General features: G+C 68.6%; 13 protein-coding genes and 1 other RNA gene. 5 read left to right on the top strand and 9 right to left on the bottom strand.

Annotated elements, in window-relative coordinates; all coding sequences use genetic code 11:
- The first annotated feature begins 37 nt into the window (after window positions 1-37).
- Window positions 38-784 (top strand): GntR family transcriptional regulator, encoded by a 747-nt coding sequence (locus BO996_RS07300; RefSeq protein WP_071954400.1) that lies wholly within the window; start codon window positions 38-40, stop codon window positions 782-784.
- Here the strand turns inward: BO996_RS07300 and BO996_RS07305 are convergent.
- Both BO996_RS07305 and BO996_RS07310 read right to left on the bottom strand, forming a co-directional pair.
- Window positions 781-2,637: an ABC transporter ATP-binding protein gene (locus BO996_RS07305; protein ID WP_013804128.1), complete on the bottom strand. Its 1,857-nt coding sequence runs from the start codon at window positions 2,635-2,637 to the stop codon at window positions 781-783. The two genes, BO996_RS07300 and BO996_RS07305, sit on opposite strands and share 4 nt — an antisense overlap.
- A 301-nt stretch (window positions 2,638-2,938) precedes the next feature.
- The gene (locus BO996_RS07310; protein ID WP_071954401.1) at window positions 2,939-4,153 is read right to left on the bottom strand and encodes an MFS transporter; all 1,215 of its coding nucleotides are present in this window, start codon (window positions 4,151-4,153) and stop codon (window positions 2,939-2,941) included.
- 105 nt (window positions 4,154-4,258) lie between these two features.
- Between BO996_RS07310 and BO996_RS07315 the strand changes: the two genes are divergently transcribed.
- Window positions 4,259-5,167 (top strand): LysR family transcriptional regulator, encoded by a 909-nt coding sequence (locus BO996_RS07315; RefSeq protein ID WP_017406936.1) that lies wholly within the window; start codon window positions 4,259-4,261, stop codon window positions 5,165-5,167.
- A gap of 61 nt (window positions 5,168-5,228) precedes the next feature.
- Here BO996_RS07315 and cysK read toward each other — a convergent pair whose 3' ends face one another.
- Complete coding sequence (gene cysK / locus BO996_RS07320) at window positions 5,229-6,146, bottom strand: cysteine synthase A (protein ID WP_013804126.1); 918 nt, start codon at window positions 6,144-6,146, stop codon at window positions 5,229-5,231.
- Between the two features lie 141 nt (window positions 6,147-6,287).
- On the opposite strand from cysK, the gene BO996_RS07325 reads away from it, so the two are divergent.
- On the top strand, window positions 6,288-7,223 hold the full coding sequence (locus tag BO996_RS07325; RefSeq protein WP_043822010.1) for a LysR family transcriptional regulator: 936 nt from the start codon (window positions 6,288-6,290) through the stop codon (window positions 7,221-7,223).
- A gap of 20 nt (window positions 7,224-7,243) precedes the next feature.
- Here BO996_RS07325 and BO996_RS07330 read toward each other — a convergent pair whose 3' ends face one another.
- From BO996_RS07330 to BO996_RS07345, 4 genes are all read right to left on the bottom strand, one after another.
- Window positions 7,244-8,614 carry an amidase gene (locus BO996_RS07330; RefSeq protein WP_071954402.1) on the bottom strand — a complete coding sequence of 457 codons (1,371 nt, stop codon included), beginning with the start codon at window positions 8,612-8,614 and terminating at the stop codon, window positions 7,244-7,246.
- A gap of 50 nt (window positions 8,615-8,664) precedes the next feature.
- Entirely contained in the window at window positions 8,665-9,342 is a 678-nt protein-coding gene (locus BO996_RS07335) for a DUF2848 domain-containing protein (protein ID WP_013804123.1), read from the bottom strand.
- A gap of 87 nt (window positions 9,343-9,429) precedes the next feature.
- On the bottom strand, window positions 9,430-10,749 hold the full coding sequence (locus tag BO996_RS07340) for an MFS transporter (RefSeq protein WP_034390465.1): 1,320 nt from the start codon (window positions 10,747-10,749) through the stop codon (window positions 9,430-9,432).
- Window positions 10,750-11,023: 274 nt separating this feature from the next.
- A complete protein-coding gene (locus BO996_RS07345) occupies window positions 11,024-11,923 on the bottom strand; it encodes a DMT family transporter (protein ID WP_012203377.1) in 900 nt (299 codons plus the stop codon).
- Between the two features lie 96 nt (window positions 11,924-12,019).
- Here BO996_RS07345 and BO996_RS07350 point away from each other — a divergent pair, with 96 nt between their 5' ends.
- On the top strand, window positions 12,020-12,814 hold the full coding sequence (locus BO996_RS07350; RefSeq protein WP_043780839.1) for an AraC family transcriptional regulator: 795 nt from the start codon (window positions 12,020-12,022) through the stop codon (window positions 12,812-12,814).
- Window positions 12,815-12,870: 56 nt separating this feature from the next.
- Window positions 12,871-13,303, top strand: an RNA gene (gene rnpB / locus BO996_RS07355) — RNase P RNA component class A.
- Window positions 13,304-13,347: 44 nt separating this feature from the next.
- On the opposite strand, the gene BO996_RS07360 is transcribed toward rnpB, so the two are convergent.
- Together BO996_RS07360 and BO996_RS07365 are read right to left on the bottom strand one after the other, a co-directional pair.
- A complete protein-coding gene (locus BO996_RS07360; protein WP_071954403.1) occupies window positions 13,348-15,822 on the bottom strand; it encodes a TonB-dependent siderophore receptor in 2,475 nt (824 codons plus the stop codon).
- A 154-nt stretch (window positions 15,823-15,976) separates the two neighbouring features.
- Window positions 15,977-17,299, bottom strand: a complete 1,323-nt coding sequence (locus BO996_RS07365; protein WP_071954404.1) for a sigma-70 family RNA polymerase sigma factor — start codon at window positions 17,297-17,299, stop codon at window positions 15,977-15,979.
- Between the last annotated feature and the right edge of the window lie 11 nt (window positions 17,300-17,310).

Below are 17,310 nucleotides of genomic sequence, written 5' to 3' on the forward strand. Positions count from 1 at the left end.
GAACATCCGGGTTTGCCTGGGGTGAGGGCCTGCGCCCATGGCTGAGACACGCTATGCCCAGGTGGCGCGCGACCTGTCCGAGCGCATTGCCTCGGGTGAATACGCCGTGGGCGCCCTGCTGCCCACCGAGCTGGAGCTGTGCGACCGCTATGGCGTGAGCCGCCACACCGTGCGCGCGGCGATTGCCGAGCTGCAGCAGTCGGGGCTGGTATCGCGGCGCAAGAAGGTGGGCACGCGCGTGGAGGCGGCGCAGCCCCATGCGCACTACCGCCAGGCGCTGACCTCGCTGGAGGACCTGGTGCAGTTCGGCGCCACCCATGTGCGCGAGGTGCGGCGCATCGAGGAGGTGGTGCTGGACCAGGACCTGGCCGCCGAACTGGACTGCCCGGCCGGCAGCCGCTGGCTGGCCATCTGCAGCCTGCGCCGCGACGGCGCCGCGCCGCACCTGCCCATTGCTTGGACCGTGGTCTATGTGGATGCGCAGCGCTTTGACACGCAGGAACTGGCCGAGCGCGTGCGCGCTGCGCCCGAGTTGCTGGTCAGCAGCCTGCTGGAGCAGCAATACGGCCTGCGCATCGCGCGGGTGCGGCAGGCCGTGGTGGGGGCGCTCATTCCCGAGGCGCTGTCGGAGGAATTGCAGTCCCCGGCAGGGTCAGCGGCGCTGAAGATCGTGCGCCGCTACCTGGATACCGATGGAGAGTTGATGGACCTCAGCGTGACCTTGCACCCGGCCAGCCGCTACACCTTGCATACGCAGCTGGACCGGGATCTGGCGAGCGTCTAGCCGTTGGCGTTGGCAGCTTCCGAGCCCTGCTCTGCGAGGAAGCCGCCGCTCTGGTGCGACCACAGCTTGGCGTAGATGCCGCCCAGCTCCAGCAGTTGCTGGTGCGTGCCCTGCTCGACGATGTGGCCCTGGTCCATGACGATGAGCCGGTCCATGGCCGCGATGGTCGACAGGCGGTGGGCGATGGCGATCACGGTCTTGCCGTGCATGAGGCTGTCCAGGCTTTGCTGGATGGCCGCCTCGACCTCGCTGTCCAGCGCGCTGGTGGCCTCGTCCAGCAGCAGGATGGGCGCGTCCTTGAGCATGACGCGCGCAATCGCCACGCGCTGGCGCTGGCCGCCCGACAGCTTGACGCCGCGCTCGCCCACCTGGGCGTCGTAGCCGCCACGGCCCTTGAGGTCGGTCAGCGTGGCGATGAAGTCCGAGGCCTCGGCCTTCTGCGCGGCGGCCAGCATCTCCTGCTCGGTCGCGTCGGGGCGGCCGTAGAGGATGTTGTCGCGCATGGAGCGGTGCAGCAGCGAGGTGTCCTGCGTGACCATGCCCACGGCGCCGCGCAGGCTGTCCTGCGTGACGGTGCGGATGTCCTGGCCGTCGATGGTGATGCGCCCGCCCTGGGCTTCATGGAAGCGCAGCAGCAGGTTCACCAGCGTGGACTTGCCCGCGCCCGAGCGGCCGATCAGGCCGATGCGCTCGCCGGCGCGGATGTGCAGGTTCAGGTGGTCGATCACCTGCTTGCCGCCGTCCTTGTAGGCAAAGCTCAGGTCCTCGAAGGCGATGGCGCCGTGCGTGACCTGCAGCGGCCTGGCGTCGGGCGCGTCCACGATGGTGCGCGGCTTGGTCAGCGTGAGGATGCCGTCCTGGATGGTGCCCACGTTCTCGAACAGGCCCGTCATCTGCCACATCACCCAGTGCGAATAGCCCATCAGGCGCAGCGCCATGGCGATGATGGCCGCCACCACGCCTGCGCTGGCCTGTCCGGCCGACCACAGGTACAGCGCCGTGCCCGCCGAGCCCACCAGTAGCATCGTGATCATCAGATGGTTGACGATCTCGAACTGGCTGACCAGCCGCATCTGCGCATAGCCCGTGGACTTGAAGGCCTCCATGGCGTTGCGCGCGTACTCGGCCTCGCGGCGCGTGTGGGCGAACAGCTTGACGGTGGCGATGTTGGTGTAGGCATCGGTCACGCGGCCCGTCATCATGGAGCGTGCATCGGCCTGCTCCTTGCCGATCTTGCCCAGGCGCGGAACGAAGTAGCAGCAGGCACCGATATAGGCGGCCAGCCACAGCGCAAACGGAATCATCAGCCGCCACTCGAAGCTGGCCGCCAGGATCAGGATGCCGATCATGTAGACGCTCACGCCCACCAGCACATCGACCACCATGAACACCACTTCGCGCACGGAAAGCGCGGTCTGCATGATCTTGGTGGTGATGCGGCCCGCGAACTCGTCGGCATAGAACGACATGCTCTGGCCCAGCATCAGCCGGTGGAACACCCAGCGCAGCCGCATCGGGAAGTTGATGGCCAGCACCTGGTGCATCACCGCCGTGTGAAAGGCCAGCAGCAGCACGCTGGACAGCAGGACGGCGGCAATGCCCCACACCGTGCCGCGCTGCTCTGCCCAGAAACCGGCCGGCGACACCGTGGACAACCAGTCCACCACATGGCCCATGAGGGCGAACAGCGCCGCCTCGTAGACGGCCAGCAGCGCCGAGGTGCAGGTCAGCAGCGCGATCCAGCCGCGCATGCCTTGCGTGCAGGCCCAGATGAAGGCGAAAAAGCCCTTGGGAGGGACCGTGGGCTCGACGCTGGGATAGGGCGGAACGCGTTTTTCAAAGAAACCGAACAAGATTTTTTTACTCCTTGGTCAGACCATCGTAGGCCAGAGTCGGGTTTGCCCGATGCGCGTTCAGCATGACCTGTGGGCGCAACATGTTTTGTAAGAAATCTCCACACAACTGTCCTACGCCGGGCTGGGCGTCACGTCTCCGCTGCACACAGGCCGCGGTCCGGGATGCGGTCGCGGCGCCGGTACGGATTGTCCAGGCCCGAGGCTGTTCACTTTGTGCGCGTGCAGACAACGCAGCATGCAGCGGCCAGCAACAATGCACGCCGCTGCGGTTGCCGGCCCTGGCTCTTCATGGAGTGGATCATGCGCAGTGCGCGTGCCTTGCTCGCCCCGAGCGTGCCATGCACAGCGCCGCCACGGCCGCCAGCATGGCCAGGCCGGCGGCAACCCGGCCCGTGGACAGAGGGCCTGCCGTCTGCAGTGCCCATCCGCCCAAAAGGGCACCCAGCGCAATGCCGGCATTGGCGGCCGAGACATTGGCCGTGCCCGCCAGGGCCTGCGCCTGGGGTGCGGATTGCATGACGCGGATCTGGCAGACCGGATACAGGGCCGTGTTGGCCACGCCCCAGACGGCCAGCGCGACCACCAGCCAGGGCAAGGCCTGGGCCAACTGCACGGTGGCCGCCATGCCCAGGGCCAGTACCAGGCACAGGACCGCTGTGACTCTCAGCGCGTGGCGCTCGGCCCAGCGCCCGCCCAGCCAGTTGCCGGCCAGGCCGACGGCGCCAAATCCCATCAGCCACCAGCCCACGCGTGCGGGTGCCACGCCGGCGGCGCGCTCCAGGATTTCGGCCAGATAGGTATAGGCCGTGAACATGGCCGTGAAGACCAGCACCGACAGCGCAATCTGCGCCAGGAACCGGGGAGTGCGCAACACGCGCAACTGCTGCGCCAGGGGCATGCGGGGCGCGCCTTCAAGCGCCGGCATCTTCCATTGCAGGGCCAGGGCCACCAGCAGCGACAGCAGGGCCAGCAGGCCGAAGGCGCCGCGCCAGCCCACGGCATCGGCGGCCAGCGTGCCCAGGGGAATGCCCAGCAGCAGCGCCGCAGAAATGCCCAGGTAGACGCTGGCCACGGCACGGCCTGCGCGTGACGGTCCTGCCAGTTGCGCGGCGGTCTCGCTGGCCGTGCCCCAGAACACCGGCAGCGCCATGGCCGGCAGCAGGCGCGCCAGTGCCAGCACGCCCAGGCTGGGCGCCACGGCCGCCAGCGCATTCGAGCCCGCAAACAGCAGGGCAATGGCCACGAACAGGCGCTTGCGGCCCACCGGTGCCAGCCAGGCCGTGAGCGGCGGACCGGCCAGCGCCACGACCAGGGCGAACAGCGTGACCAGCTGGCCGGCCGCCGCAGCGCTGGTGCCCAGGTCGCGCGCCAGCGCCGGCAGCAGGCCGACGATCAGGAACTCCGTTGTGACGATGACGAAAGCCGCCACCGCCAGCACGGCGGTGGCGGCCTTGCCTTGGGTGGCAGGAATGGAGGGGCGGGCATCGCGGTTCAGGGATGGGGCAGGGGACATGCGCAAAGACTCCGGGGAAAAGAAACAACAGGCCCGCGAGCTTATTTAAGATGTGAATTCTTATCTCGGATGAATTTTCTGCAGATACTGGAAATGGATTCTTGAATGAAAGCCGCCATCGCCATGTTTCCTTCGGAGCGTCTCAAGGGCATCGAGGCCTTTGTCTGTACCGCAGACGCGGGCAGTTTCACGGCTGCTGCCGAGCGGCTGCACCTGACAGGCTCGGCCGTGGGCAAGGCCGTGGCCCGGCTGGAAGCCCGGCTGGCGACGCGCCTGTTTGAACGTACGACGCGGCGGCTGCGGCTGACCGATGCCGGCGAGGCCTTCTACCGCACCTGTGTGCGCGTGCTGGGCGAGCTGGAGTCGGCCGAGCAGGTGCTGGCCGCCGAGCACCTGGAGCCCGCAGGCAGGCTGCGCGTGGACCTGCCGGCGCTGTACGGACGGCTCAAGGTGATGCCGCTGCTGCTGGAGTTTGCACAGCGCCATGCGGCGGTGCAGCCCCAGGTGTCGTTCACGGACCGCTTCGTGGACGTGGTGGACGAAGGCATCGACGTGGCCGTGCGCATAGGCGGCAGCGTGCAGCTGCCTGCGGGACTGGGCCAGCGTCTGCTGGGGCGGGAGCGGCTGGTGTTCTGCGCATCGCCTGCCTATCTGGAGCGGCGCGGAGCGCCTGACAGCCTGCAGGCACTGGCCGGCCATGATGCCGTGGCCTATGGAAGGACCGATGCAGGCATGAGTGCATGGCAGAGCAGTGCCGGCGCCATTGCGGTGCAGCCGCGCATGGTGCTGGGCGATGGCGAAGCGGTGGTGGCTGCCGTGATGGCGGGCTGCGGCATCGCCCAACTGGCCACGTGGATGGTTGAAGCGCCGCTGCGCGATGGCCACCTGCTGCGGCTGCTGCCCGGCGCCGAAGTCGATGGCCTGCCGCTGCACCTGGTCTGGCCGCGCAGCCGCCAGTTGCTGCCCAAGGTGGATGCGCTGCTGCGGCACCTGGCTCAGGGCCTGACGATCTGAACGGCTCTGCCATGACAAAAGGCCCGCGAAGGGCCTTTGGCTTGTTCAGGGTGCAGGGCGGTCAGGCCGGCAGAAAGCCTTCCACCGACAGGTAGCGCTCGCCCGTGTCGTAGTTGAAGCCCAGCACCTTGGCGCCTGCGGGCAGCTCGGGCAGCTTTTGCGCAATGGCGGCCAGGGTGGCGCCCGAGGAGATGCCGACCAGGATGCCTTCCTCGCGGGCCGAGCGGCGTGCGTACTCGCGCGCGGGTTCGGCCTCGACCTGGATCACGCCGTCCAGCAGGCTGGTGTCCAGGTTCTTGGGCACGAAGCCTGCGCCAATGCCCTGGATGGGGTGGGGCGAGGGCTGGCCGCCCGAGATCACGGGCGAGGCGGCAGGCTCCACGGCGAAGACCTTGAGCTGGGGGAACCTGGCCTTGAGCACCTTGGCCACGCCGGTCAGGTGGCCGCCCGTGCCCACGCCGGTGATCAGCACATCCAGGCCTTCGGGGAAGTCGGCCAGGATTTCCTGGGCCGTGGTGCGCACATGCACATCGATGTTGGCGGGGTTCTCGAACTGCTGGGGAATCCAGGCGCCAGGCGTCTGGCTGGCCAGTTCCTGGGCGCGGGCGATGGCGCCCTTCATGCCCTTTTCCTTGGGCGTGAGGTCGAAGCTGGCGCCGTAGGCCAGCATCAGGCGGCGGCGCTCGATGCTCATGCTCTCGGGCATGACCAGCACCAGCTTGTAGCCCTTGACGGCGGCCACCAGGGCCAGGCCCACGCCGGTGTTGCCGCTGGTGGGCTCGATGATGGTGCCGCCGGGCTGCAGGGCGCCGGACTTCTCGGCGTCCTCGACCATGGCCAGGGCGATGCGGTCCTTGATGGAGCCGCCGGGGTTGCCACGCTCGGACTTGATCCACACATTGGCACCGGCGCCGAACAGGCGGTTGATGCGCACATGGGGCGTGTTGCCAATCGTTTGCAGGATGTTGTCAGCTCTCATCGGACCTCCGCGATTTTGGGGTGGTGGTTGGACAGTCGGGGGTGGCGCGCAGACGCTGCGCGAAAACCAGGCATTCATTGTGCACGCAGCTGTTCTATGCATGGGCTATATCGATATGGCCTGGACGGCTAACATCGCCGCATGAATCTACGGTTCCTGGAAACCTTTGTCTTGCTGGCCGAGCTGCGCAATTTCCGCATGACGGCCGAGCGGCTGTACACCACGCAGGCCGCCGTCTCCAGCCGCATCGCCACGCTGGAGCAGGAGTTCGGCGTGCGCCTGTTCGACCGTGGCGTGCGCGAGGTCACGCTGACGGCCGACGGCGCCAAGGCCCTGGTCCATGCCGAGCGCATGCTGCGCCTCATGCGCGAGATGCGCGAGGACATGCTGGACAAGCAGGCCTATGCCGGCGTGATCCGCATCGGCGCCATCGAGTCCATCGTGCACAGCTGGTTTCCCGATTTCCTGGCGCTGCTGCAGCAGCGCTATCCGCGCCTGCAGGTGGAGATCGCCTGCGACACCACGCTGCACATGTCCGAGCAATTGGTGAAGGGCCAGCTGGACCTGTCGCTGCAGGCCAAGCCCGTGACGGCGGCCGGCGTGGGCCATCTGTCGCTGGGTGAATTTCCCATGGCCTGGGTGGGCAGCCCCAAGCTGGGCATTGGCGACGAGACCCTGAGCCTGGCCGAGCTGGCGGCCTTTCCCATCATGTGCTTTGCGCGCGGCTCCGAGCCGTATGCGGTGATCGAGCAGCTGTTCTCCACCGAAAGCAGCGCCTCGGTGCACCTGAACTGCATCGCCTCGGTGGCGACCATGATCCGCGTGGTCTGCGACGGCCTGGGCGTGGCCGCCGTGCCGCCGGCCATCATCCAGCGCGAGCTGGCCGAGCAGCGCCTGCGCCTGCTGCGCGTGGACCGTGAGTTCCCCTCGCTGCCGCTGGTGGCCTGCTTTCGCAATGACCACCAGAACCCGCTGACCGAAGTGGTGGCGCGCGCGGCCGAGGAGACCGCCGCCGCCTTTGCGCTGAACCACGGCCAGGCCGTGGCGCGGCTGCCGGGCAGCGGCCTGGGCGGCTAGGCCCGAGGCCGCCTGGTCGATCAGCCCTGCGCCGAAGCCAGCAGCTGCTCCACGGCCAGGGCCACGGACAGCAGTCGCCGGTCCTGCCCGCCGAGGCCGGCCAGGCTCAGGCCCACGGGCGCCTCGCTTGCGCGCTGGCAGGGCAGGGAGATGGCGCAGCCGTCGAGGAAGTTGATCAGCGTGGGATTGCGCAGGATCAGGCCGTTGGCGCCGAAGTAGGCCTCGTCGCTCTGCGTGAGGTCGGCGATCTTCGGGGCGACCACGGGCACGGTGGGCATGACGATCAGGTCATGGTCGGCCATCTGGGCGCTGACGGCGGCAATCCACTGCTTGCGGCGTGCCAGCAGGTCGATGTAGTCGGCCGCGCTGATGTCCTTGCCGCGCAGGATGCGCGTGCCCACGCGCGGGTCGTACTCGGACAGGCGCGTGGCGATGTGGTGGCGGTGCCAGGCCCAGGCCTCGGCGGCCGTGAAGCCGCCCTTGGAATTGATGTCGGCCAGCTCGCCGAAGGGCGCGACCACGGCATGGGTGATGTGGGCGCCCGCCTGCGACAGCAGGGACAGGGCGCGCTCCCAGGCGGCGGCCACGGTGGCGTCCATGCCGTCCAGCACCACGTTGGTGGGTGCCAGCAGGCGCAGGCCCTGCAGCGGGGCGGCATGCAGCTCGCCCAGCGGCTCGCCGGAGAGGATGGCGTCCAGCGTGGCGCAGCAGCGCACGCTGGGGGCCAGCGGGCCGATGGAGTCCAGGTTGGCCGACAGCGGCAGCACGCCCTCCATGCTCACGCGGCGCGCCGTGGGCTTGAAGCCCGTGAGCCCGCACAGCGCCGAAGGAATGCGCACCGAGCCGCCCGTGTCCGAGCCGATGGCCGCCATGGCCATGCCGTCGGTGACCGAGATGGCCGCGCCCGAGGACGAGCCACCCGGGATGCGGCCGCCGTCCTCGTCACGCTGCCAGGGATTGCGCGGCGTGCCGTAGTGCGGATTGATGCCCAGGCCCGAGTAGGCGAACTCGGTCATGTTGGTCGTGCCCACGATGACGGCGCCGGCCTGGCGCAGGCGCTGCACTACTTCGGCCGTGCGCTGCGCGGGCGGTGCGTCGGCCAGCAGGCGCGAGCCGCCCAGCGTGGGAAAGCCGGCGATGTCGAACAGGTCCTTGACCGAGACCGGCAGGCCCTCGATGGGCGAGCGCGCCAGGCCGGCCGCACGCAGCACGTCGCTGGCACGGGCCTCGGCCAGGGCCGCGCCCTGGAACACGCGCGTGAACACCTTGGGGCCTTCCCCCGACATGGTGCGGGCCAGGGCCTGCTCGGTCAGCTGCACCGAGGTGGTTTCGCCGCCATGCAGGCGCTGTGATGCCAGTTCCAGGCTGGGCAGGGGGAGGGCTTGGGTCATGTGGGAAGTCCTGTGGGTGAAGGCGGGCGTGGGCGGATCGGAGTCGCGGCTCAGGCCACGACGTCCAGCAGTTCGCTGCGGTAGCTGTGGCGGATGGAACGCTGGCTGCGGGGATCGTACAGCTCCATGGAGAACTGCGTCGAGGGGCGGATGCCACCGATGGCGCCCACCGTGCCGCAGGTCATGCCGCAGCCTGCGGGCAGCAGATCCTTGCCGCCCGTGAAGCCTGCGATCAGGTCCTGGGGCGTGCGCAGGCTGGCCAGCGTGCCTTCCTGGTAGAGCACCTCGCGGCCGTCTTCCACGATCCACGAGCGCACGACCAGCTCATCCCAGTGGCCGGCCACGTCGGCAAAGCGCCAGGCCTGGGTGGCCACGGGCTTGACGCAGGCCTGCTTGGAAAAGGCCACGCTGTAGGCTTCCAGCTTGCGGTCCGTGTGGTCGGAGGCCAGGCTCACGAACATCTCGCCTTCGTGCGTGAACACGAAGACCTCGACCTCGCCCGAGGAGTCCGGGCCCAGCACCTGCAGCGCGCTGCGCTGGCTCAGCTGGTTGCTGGAGATGCGGTAGTACAGCGGCACGGCGCTGGGGCGCGGAATGCCGATGGCGGCCAGCTCCTCGATGTGGTGCTCGATGGCCTCGCGGTCGCGGCCGGCCCAGCCGGCGACGATCAGGGTGTCGAATTCAGGGGCGAAGGTCTGGCCCTCGGGGGTGGTGAACTGCAGTTGCATGGCAGGCGATCCAGGGAAAAGGCGGGGCCGCAGGCCCCGGTGGGAAAGAGGAGGGGGCAGTGGCGCGCGCGGTGCGGCGCGCAGGCATCACTGCTTCTTGACGAAGAGCACGACCAGGAAGGCGGCCATGAATTCCAGCGCGGCCACGAAGTACAGGCCCGAGGACAGCGACCCCGTGCTGGTCTTGAGCGCGCCGATCATGTAGGGCGCCACGAAGCCGGCCAGGTTGCCGATGGAGTTGATCAGCGCAATGCCGCCGGCCGCCGCCGTGCCGGCCAGGAAGGCGGCAGGAATCGACCAGAACACGGGAAAGGCCGCGAGGATGCCGATGGAGGCCAGCGTCAGCGCGCACAGGGCGAGCACGGCGTTGTGCAGGAACAGGCCCGTCAGGATCAGGCCCGCCGCCGCGATCAGCGCGGACAGGGCGCAGTGCATGCGGCGCTCGCCCGTCTTGTCCGAATGCATGCCGTTCCAGACCATGGCCAGCGTGCCGGCCAGGAAGGGAATGGCCGAGATCAGGCCGATCTGCAGCGTGTTCTGGATGCCGATCTCCTTGATGATGGACGGCGACCAGAAGGCAATGGTGGCGTTGCCGCTGACGATGCAGAAATACACGGCAGCGCACAGCCACACGCGGTAGTTGCGGCAGGCGTCCAGGAAGGACACATGCTTGTGGCCGCCCTGGTTCTCTGCCTCCACGGCGGCGGTCACGGCGCGCTGCTCGGACGCGCTCAGCCACTTGGCGTTGGCGGGCTTCTCGGGCAGGTACAGCAGCACGAAGAAGCCGGCGATCACCGAGGGAATGCCCTCCAGGATGAACAGCCACTGCCAGTTGGACAGATGGCCCACGCCCTGCATGCCATTCATGATGGCGCCCGCAATGGGGCCGCCCACGGCGCCCGCAATGGCGAACGAGGTCATGAACAGGCCGTTGACGCGCGCCCGGTGGCGGGCCGGGAACCAGTAGGTCAGGTACAGCACCACGCCGGGGAAGAAGCCGGCCTCCACCACGCCCAAGATGAAGCGCAGCACGTAGAACATGGTGGGCGTGGTCACATAGGCCATGGCCATGGAGGCCGCGCCCCACAGGATGGTGATGCGCGCCAGCGTCTTGCGTGCGCCGATCTTCTCCAGCAGCAGGTTGCTGGGCACTTCGAACAGAAAGTAGCCGATGAAGAAGATGCCGGCACCCAGGCCGTAGATGGCCTCGCTGAACTGCAGGTCGTCCAGCATCTGCAGCTTGGCGAAGCCGACGTTGACGCGGTCTATCCATGCCAGGATGAAGAGCAGCACCAGAAAGGGAATCAGGCGCCAGGCGATCTTGCGGTAGGTGGCGTCCATGTCGGGCGGCGATGCCTGGCCGGCGCCGTGGGCGGGGGAATGTGCGGCGGATGCCGGACTGCTCATGGGGTGTCTCCTGTCTTCGACGGTGCAGCGGGCACACGGACCGGGGCGGGGCCCGTGTGTCTTAGGGGCTTCAGGCGCTGGCGGGTCTGCAGTGAGACCGGCCGGGCGTCTGGAGCTGTTCCTGTGGCGGCAGTATCGAAAGGCGGGACAGGGCTGTCCAACAAGAAATTATGAGCAGGCCTGAATGCAAATTCTTATGGGCAGAGCTGGTGCGGGCGCCGCACCGGCATGCAGCATGCGTGCACCATTTGCGCTCGGGAAAACCCTGATTTTTTCAGGCGGTGGCGGCGGCACGCGGTGCGCGCAAAGGCTGCTTCCACAGCTCGGCCAGCAGCAGGCCGCCAATGGTCAGCACGCCGCCCACGGCGTGGTAGGCCGCCAGGGGCTCACCCAACGCCATGAAGGCGATCACGGCCGTGAAGATGGGTACCAGGTTGAAGAACATGCTGGAGCGGCCCGGCCCGATGCGCGCCACCGACATCATCCACAGCAGCGGCGCGGCGATGGAGGCCATGATGCCCGCAAAGCCCACCAGCGGCAGGTTGGTCGCGTTCAGCCCCGTGCGCGGCGCCATCAGGAACAGCGGCAGCTGCGCGATCACGGCCACCAGGATCTGCAGGTACAGCAGTTGCACCGTGGCCAGGCGCGGCATGGGCCAGCGCTTGAGCAGGATGTTGTAGACCGCATAGGCCAGCATGGCCACGAACATCAGCGCATCGCCGCCATTGAGGCCCTGGGTGAGCAAGGTGGCAGGCTGCCCCGAAGACACCACCAGGGCCACGCCCGCAATGGCCAGCACGCAGCCCAGCACGGCGCCCCGGCTCAGCGCCTGGCCCAGCATGGCGGTGGACAGGCCCAGCACCATCATGGGCGTGAGCGAACCGATCAGGCCCATGTGCGTGGCCGATGTCATATGGGCCGCGTAGTAGGCCAGGCTCTGGTAGATCACCATGCCGAGCATCCCCAGCACGATGAGGCGCGGCAGCAGCGGCCGGATGTCGGCGCGCTGGCGCCAGATGGACGGCAAAAGGAAAGGCGTGAACAGCACGGCCGCCACCAGCCAGCGGTAGAAACCGATCTCGGCCGCGCCGATGCTGTCGGCCGCCATCTTGCTGACCACGGTATTGACCGACCAGATGAGCACGGCGATCAAAGGGAAAAGGTAAGACCCCATTGGAAGACTCCTAAGACTGGTCCTATGATCGTTCTGTCCGACTTGGAGTGCATCCCTGGTTTCGGACAATCGATAGCGCAACCCGGACCATCCGCCATGCCCCGTCCCAGCAAGCCCATGCACATCCAGAACGTCGAGGATGTGCCGGGCGAGTACTACTTCCGCTACGACGAATTCGGCGCCGACACCGAGGTGCCGCCGCACAGCCACAGCTGGGGTCACCTGAACTACACGCCCCACGGCAGCATGTGCATGGACACGGCAGGCCAGCACTGGGTCTCGCCGCCGCAGTACGGCGTCTGGGTGCCGCCCGGCGTGGTGCACAGCTGCCACGTGGCGCACGCCGTGGTCTACCGCTCGGTCTACCTGGCGCCTGCGTTGTGCAGGGAGCTGCCGGCGCAGCCGTGCTCCATGCGCATCGGCGCCATCGTCAAGGCCATCCTGGCCGACTTTGCCGTGCGCGACGTGCACATTCCCGCCACGGATGCCGACCTGCGCCTGGCCCGTGTGCTCTACGACCAGTTGCGGGCCGTTCCCGTGGAGCCCGGCTATCTGCCGGCCGCCGAACACCCGGCCCTGGTCGAAGTGCTGACCCGCATGCGCGCTGCGCCCGAGGACCACCGCAGCCTGGCCCAATGGGCCGCCAGCGTGCACATGACCGAGCGCACCCTGGCGCGCCACTGCCAGCGCGAGCTGGGCATGGGCCTGGGCGAATGGCGCCAGCGCATGCGCTACCTGCTGGCCATCGACGCGCTGGAGGCCGGCCTGAGCGTGCAGCAGATCGCCTATGACCTGGGCTACAGCACGCCCTCGGCCTTCATCGCCATGTTCCAGCGCGAGGCCGGCACCTCACCCGAACAATTCCGCCGCGAGTTCTGCATGCCGCCGTGAGGCTGTTGCGCCATCTGCCTGCAGCCCGGCCCAAGCCGCGAGATAATGCCGCCCGTGAAGCACGCCAGACCGCCGCTGGTGCAATCGTGGAAACACGGCACTGGAGGAACGTCCGGACTGCACAGGGCAGCGTAGCAGCTAACGGCTGTCCACCGTGAGGTGAGGATCAGAGCAACAGAGACGAGTCGGGGACATGTGCCGCCAACTTGGTGTTCTATGGGGTGCCAGCGCAAGCTGGCGACGGCTGGCGCAAGCCAGACGCCCAGGCGAAAGCCTGGGCCCCATAGCCACCCGGGGACGCGGAACGCGTCCCCGGGTGAAACGGGCAATCTCTACGCGCAGCAATACCAAGTAGGCACACGTTGACGGGGCCCCCGGAGTGTGCGGGTAGGTAGCACCGAGCCGGGCGGCGACGCCCGGCCCAGATTAATGGCGGTCACATGCGGGCAACCGCGTGCACAGAATCCGGCTTATCGGCGCGCTTCACACTTTCTTTCATGCCCCGCCACCGGCGGGGCATTTTCATGGGCGGTTCAGAACTGGTATTTGGCCGTCAGCAGCAGCCTGCGCGGCACGCCGAAATAGTTGCCGCCGTTGTTCGTGCCCAGGGTCTCGAAGTAGCGGCGGTCGAACAGGTTGCTGATGTTCATCTGCAGGTCCAGCTGCCGGTTCACCCGATAGCCGATGACCAGGTCGGCCACGGCATAGGCGGACTGGCGGATTGCATAGCCTTCGGCGCTGGTCAGCGACTCGGAGGTGGTGCGGCTCTGGTAGCGCAGGCCGCCGCCCACGCGCCATGCGCCCAGCTCGCCGCCCAGGTGGTACATGGCCGACAGCTTGAGCTGGTGGCGCGGCGTGTAGCTGGCATAGGGCGCGCCCTTGGCGCCTTCGGTGCTGTCGCTGGCGATCTTGGCCTGGGTGAAGGTATAGCCAAGGCCGGCGTTCAGGCGCGGCAGGATCTCGCCGCTGATGTCCACGTCCAGCCCCTTGCTCTTGACCTTGCCCACCGAGCGGTAGCAATTGGTCTTCACCGTGCAGGAGTTGATGTCCGCGATGGCCTGGGGCAGGTTGTCCTGCGTGGTGTTGAACACGGCAACGGCCAGGTTCACGCGCTCGTCCAGGTAGCTGCCCTTGAGGCCCAGCTCGAAGTTGCGGCCCTCCACCGGCGCCAGCATGCTGCCCGAGACATCCAGAAAATCCTGCGGCCGGAAGATGCTGGTGTAGCTGGCATAGGCCGAGTAGGTCTTGCTGATGTCATAGGTCAGCGCCGCATAGGGCGTGGCATGGGCTTTCTCGCTGAATTCGCGCTCCCGGCTCCAGCTGCCCTGGCGCTGGACGTTGGTGAAGTCGTACCAGTCCAGGCGCGCGCCGGCGATCAGGTTCAGTGGCTCGGCCAGCAGGAAGCGGCCCGTGGCGTAGGCCGAGGTGAGCGTGGTCTTCTGGCGGCGCGTCCACAGGTCTTCGGCCAGCAGGCCGGAGCGGTCCAGCGAGTCGGGGTTCCAGGTATAGGGATCGACGCCATTGGCGATCAGCCATTCCCCCGTGGGCGACAGGTAGCTGTAGCCCTGGTCGCTCCAGCGGATGGTGCGGCGGCTGACGCCGAAGGCCAGGTCATGCTCGCGGCCGAACAGGCGCACGGGGCCCTGGGCCGAGGCATCGAGGCTGAGCTGGCGCTTGTCGTAGTCGTACAGGCCGCCGGCCACGTCGTAGCGCGTGCGGCCCTGGTCGTCCAGGCCGCCCGAGACCAGGTAGGCGCCGTCCAGCGCGGACTTGGCCTGCAGGGCGCGCGCGGCCAGCCTGGCCTTCCAGCCGTTGTCGAAGCGGTGCTCCAGGTCGGCGAACAGGCTGACCTCCTTCTTGTCCCATTTGCTCCAGGAGGGCGAGAAACGCCTGGATCGCGCAATGTCAAGGAAGGAGCCATCGAAGCCCATGGGCACGCCCATCCATTGCGAGCCGGGGTTGTCTTCGTTCACATAGGAGCCGCCCACGCTCAGCGTGGTGTCGCGGCCCAGGTCGAACTCGGCGGTGCCGTACAGCAGCTGGCGGCGGCTGCTGTAGCCATCGATGAAGTGGTCACGCGACTGGGCCGAGGCCACCACACGCCCGCGCGCCGAGCCGTCCTCGTTGAGGGCGCCGCCCACATCGACCTCGCCCACGGCCTGGTTCCAGCTGCCGCCGCGCAGGGTGACCGAGCGCTGGGTGGTGCGCGGCGCGCGCTTGCGCACGAAGTTGATCGTGCCCGAAGGGTCGCCCACGCCCGTCATCAGCCCCGTGGGGCCGCGCACCACTTCCACGTGGTCGTACATGGCCATGGTGTCGTAGGTGGAGGTGTCGGTTTCATACGAGACGGGCACGCCGTCCTGCAGGAACGAACCGATCACGAACCCGCGCGAGAAATAGCGCGCCCGGTCGTCGCTCCAGCGGTTGATGGTGATGCCGGTGGTGCTGTTGGCCACGTCGTCGATGGACAGCATGCCCTGGTCGTCCATCTTCTGGCGGGTGACCACGGTGAGGGACTGGGGCGTCTCGCGGATGGACAGCGGCAGCTTGGTCGAGGTGCTCATCAGCCCCGTGGTGTAGGAGCCCGAGCCCTCGGTGGTCGTGGTCTCGCCCACGGCGGAGACCGTGACTTCGGGCAGGGCCACGGTGCCGGCGGGCTTTTCCACCACCAGCGTGCCCTGGCTCACATGGCCTTCCAGCCCGCTGCCGCGCAGCAGCCGGGCCACGGCGGCGGCGGTGCTCAGGCGCCCTTCCACGGCGGGCGCACGGCGGCCCTGCACCAGTTCAGGCGCGGCCAGCAGCTGCAGGCCAGCCTGGCGGGCCAGTTGGGCCAGCGCCTGGTCCAGCGGCTGGGCGGGAATGTGGAAGTCGGTGCTGGCGGCCGTGGCTGTGGCCGGTGCCGCCTGGGCCAGAGCGGCTGGAGACAGCTGCAGGGCCAGCAGCGCGATGCCCGCGGCAACGGCATGGTGGCGGGCAAGGCGGGAAGGCTTGGAGGGGAAGGAAGACATGGAAGGTCCCGTGGCGGATCTGGGCAATGGCGATTTCCGGGCTGCGAATGCGTCGCGTTCCCGGGTCCTCATGCCTATACGAACGGGCGCAGACATTCCCTCACGCCTGGTGCGCATGTGCCGTGCATTCCGGGGCCATGGGCGCATCGGCGCATCAGCTGCGGCGGCGGATGACCAGGGTGCGCCCGGTTCCCGGGCCCTGCTCCTTTTCCTGCACCTCTTCCTGCACGCTGACCGGCAGGGTGCGCGGCAGCATGCGCAGCCAGCCCTGGGCCGCCGCAATGCGCACGCGCCCCAGCACGGGCAGGGCGGCGGCGTCAGGCTCCACGCGCAGTGGCTGCAGGCTGTAGCGCTCCAGGCGGCGGGCGACCTCGGCCAGCGGCGTGTTCTGGAAGTCCAGCCAGCCCTCGCGCCAGGCGGCCACTGCCGCAACGGTTTGCACGGCGGCCGTCTGGCCTGGCGCCAGGCGCAGCATCTGGCCTGCGCCCAGTTCATGCCGGGCGCCGCTGCCGTCGCGCACCTGCACGCGGCCCGCATCGACGGCGACCAGCACCGCATCGTCCTCCAGCGCCACCTCGAAGCGCGTGCCCAGCACGGTGACCTGTACGTCCGCCGCCTGGACCACGAAGGGCCGTTCCGTGTCGCGCGCCACGGCGAAGAAGGCGCTGCCGGCCAGCAGCCGCACCTGGCGGCGCGTGGCGTAGAAGTCCACCTCGGCACGGCTGGCGGCGTCCAGCGTCAGGCTGCTGCCGTCGGGCAGGGGCTGGTTCAGCAGGCGGCCGGTGGCCGTGGCCAGCCGCACCTGGTACTGCGGCATCCACTGGCGCCAGGCCAGCCACATCGCCGGGCTGCCGACACCCAGGCCCGCCATCCCCAGCAGGGTGGACAGGGCGCGGCGGCGGCCCGTGCGTGGTGCGGGTGCGGCGGTGTCTCCGCGCCAGCGGCGCAGCGAGGCTTCCACGCTGTCCATGGCGCGCATGACCTCGCGTTCCACGGTTTTGACCGAGACGCCGTGGCGCTCGGCCAGCTCGGCATGCGAGGCGCCCTCGATGCGGTCGGCCAGGAAGATGTCGCGGCAGCGCGCGGGCAACTGCGCCAGGGCGCCTTCGACCCCGGCCAGGGCCTGGCGGTAGGAATGGGTGTCGGCCACATCGGGGCTGAGGGGGGAGGGCGGCTCGCCTTCCCTCGCGCTGGTGTCAAAGCGCTCGGCCGTGCGCTGGCCATGGCGCAGGTGGTCGATGGCGATGTTCTCCATCACCGCGTAGAGATAGGCGCGGCTGGCGCCTGGCGGACTGTCCGGCGCGGCGGGCGCATCGCTTTCGCCGCGCTGGCGTTCGGCCAGGCGTATCCAGGCGTCATGCACCAGGTCACGCGCGGCCTGCGGGCCGGCGCGGCGCGCCACGAAGCGCACCAGCTCGTGGTAGCTGTCCTGGAAGGTGCTCAGCAGGGAAGAAGAGGAAGAGGCGGGCGCAGGCATGCGGGAGGCCC

It is taken from the genome of Delftia sp. HK171, from assembly GCF_001886655.1.
GTDB lineage: Bacteria > Pseudomonadota > Gammaproteobacteria > Burkholderiales > Burkholderiaceae_C > Comamonas > Comamonas acidovorans.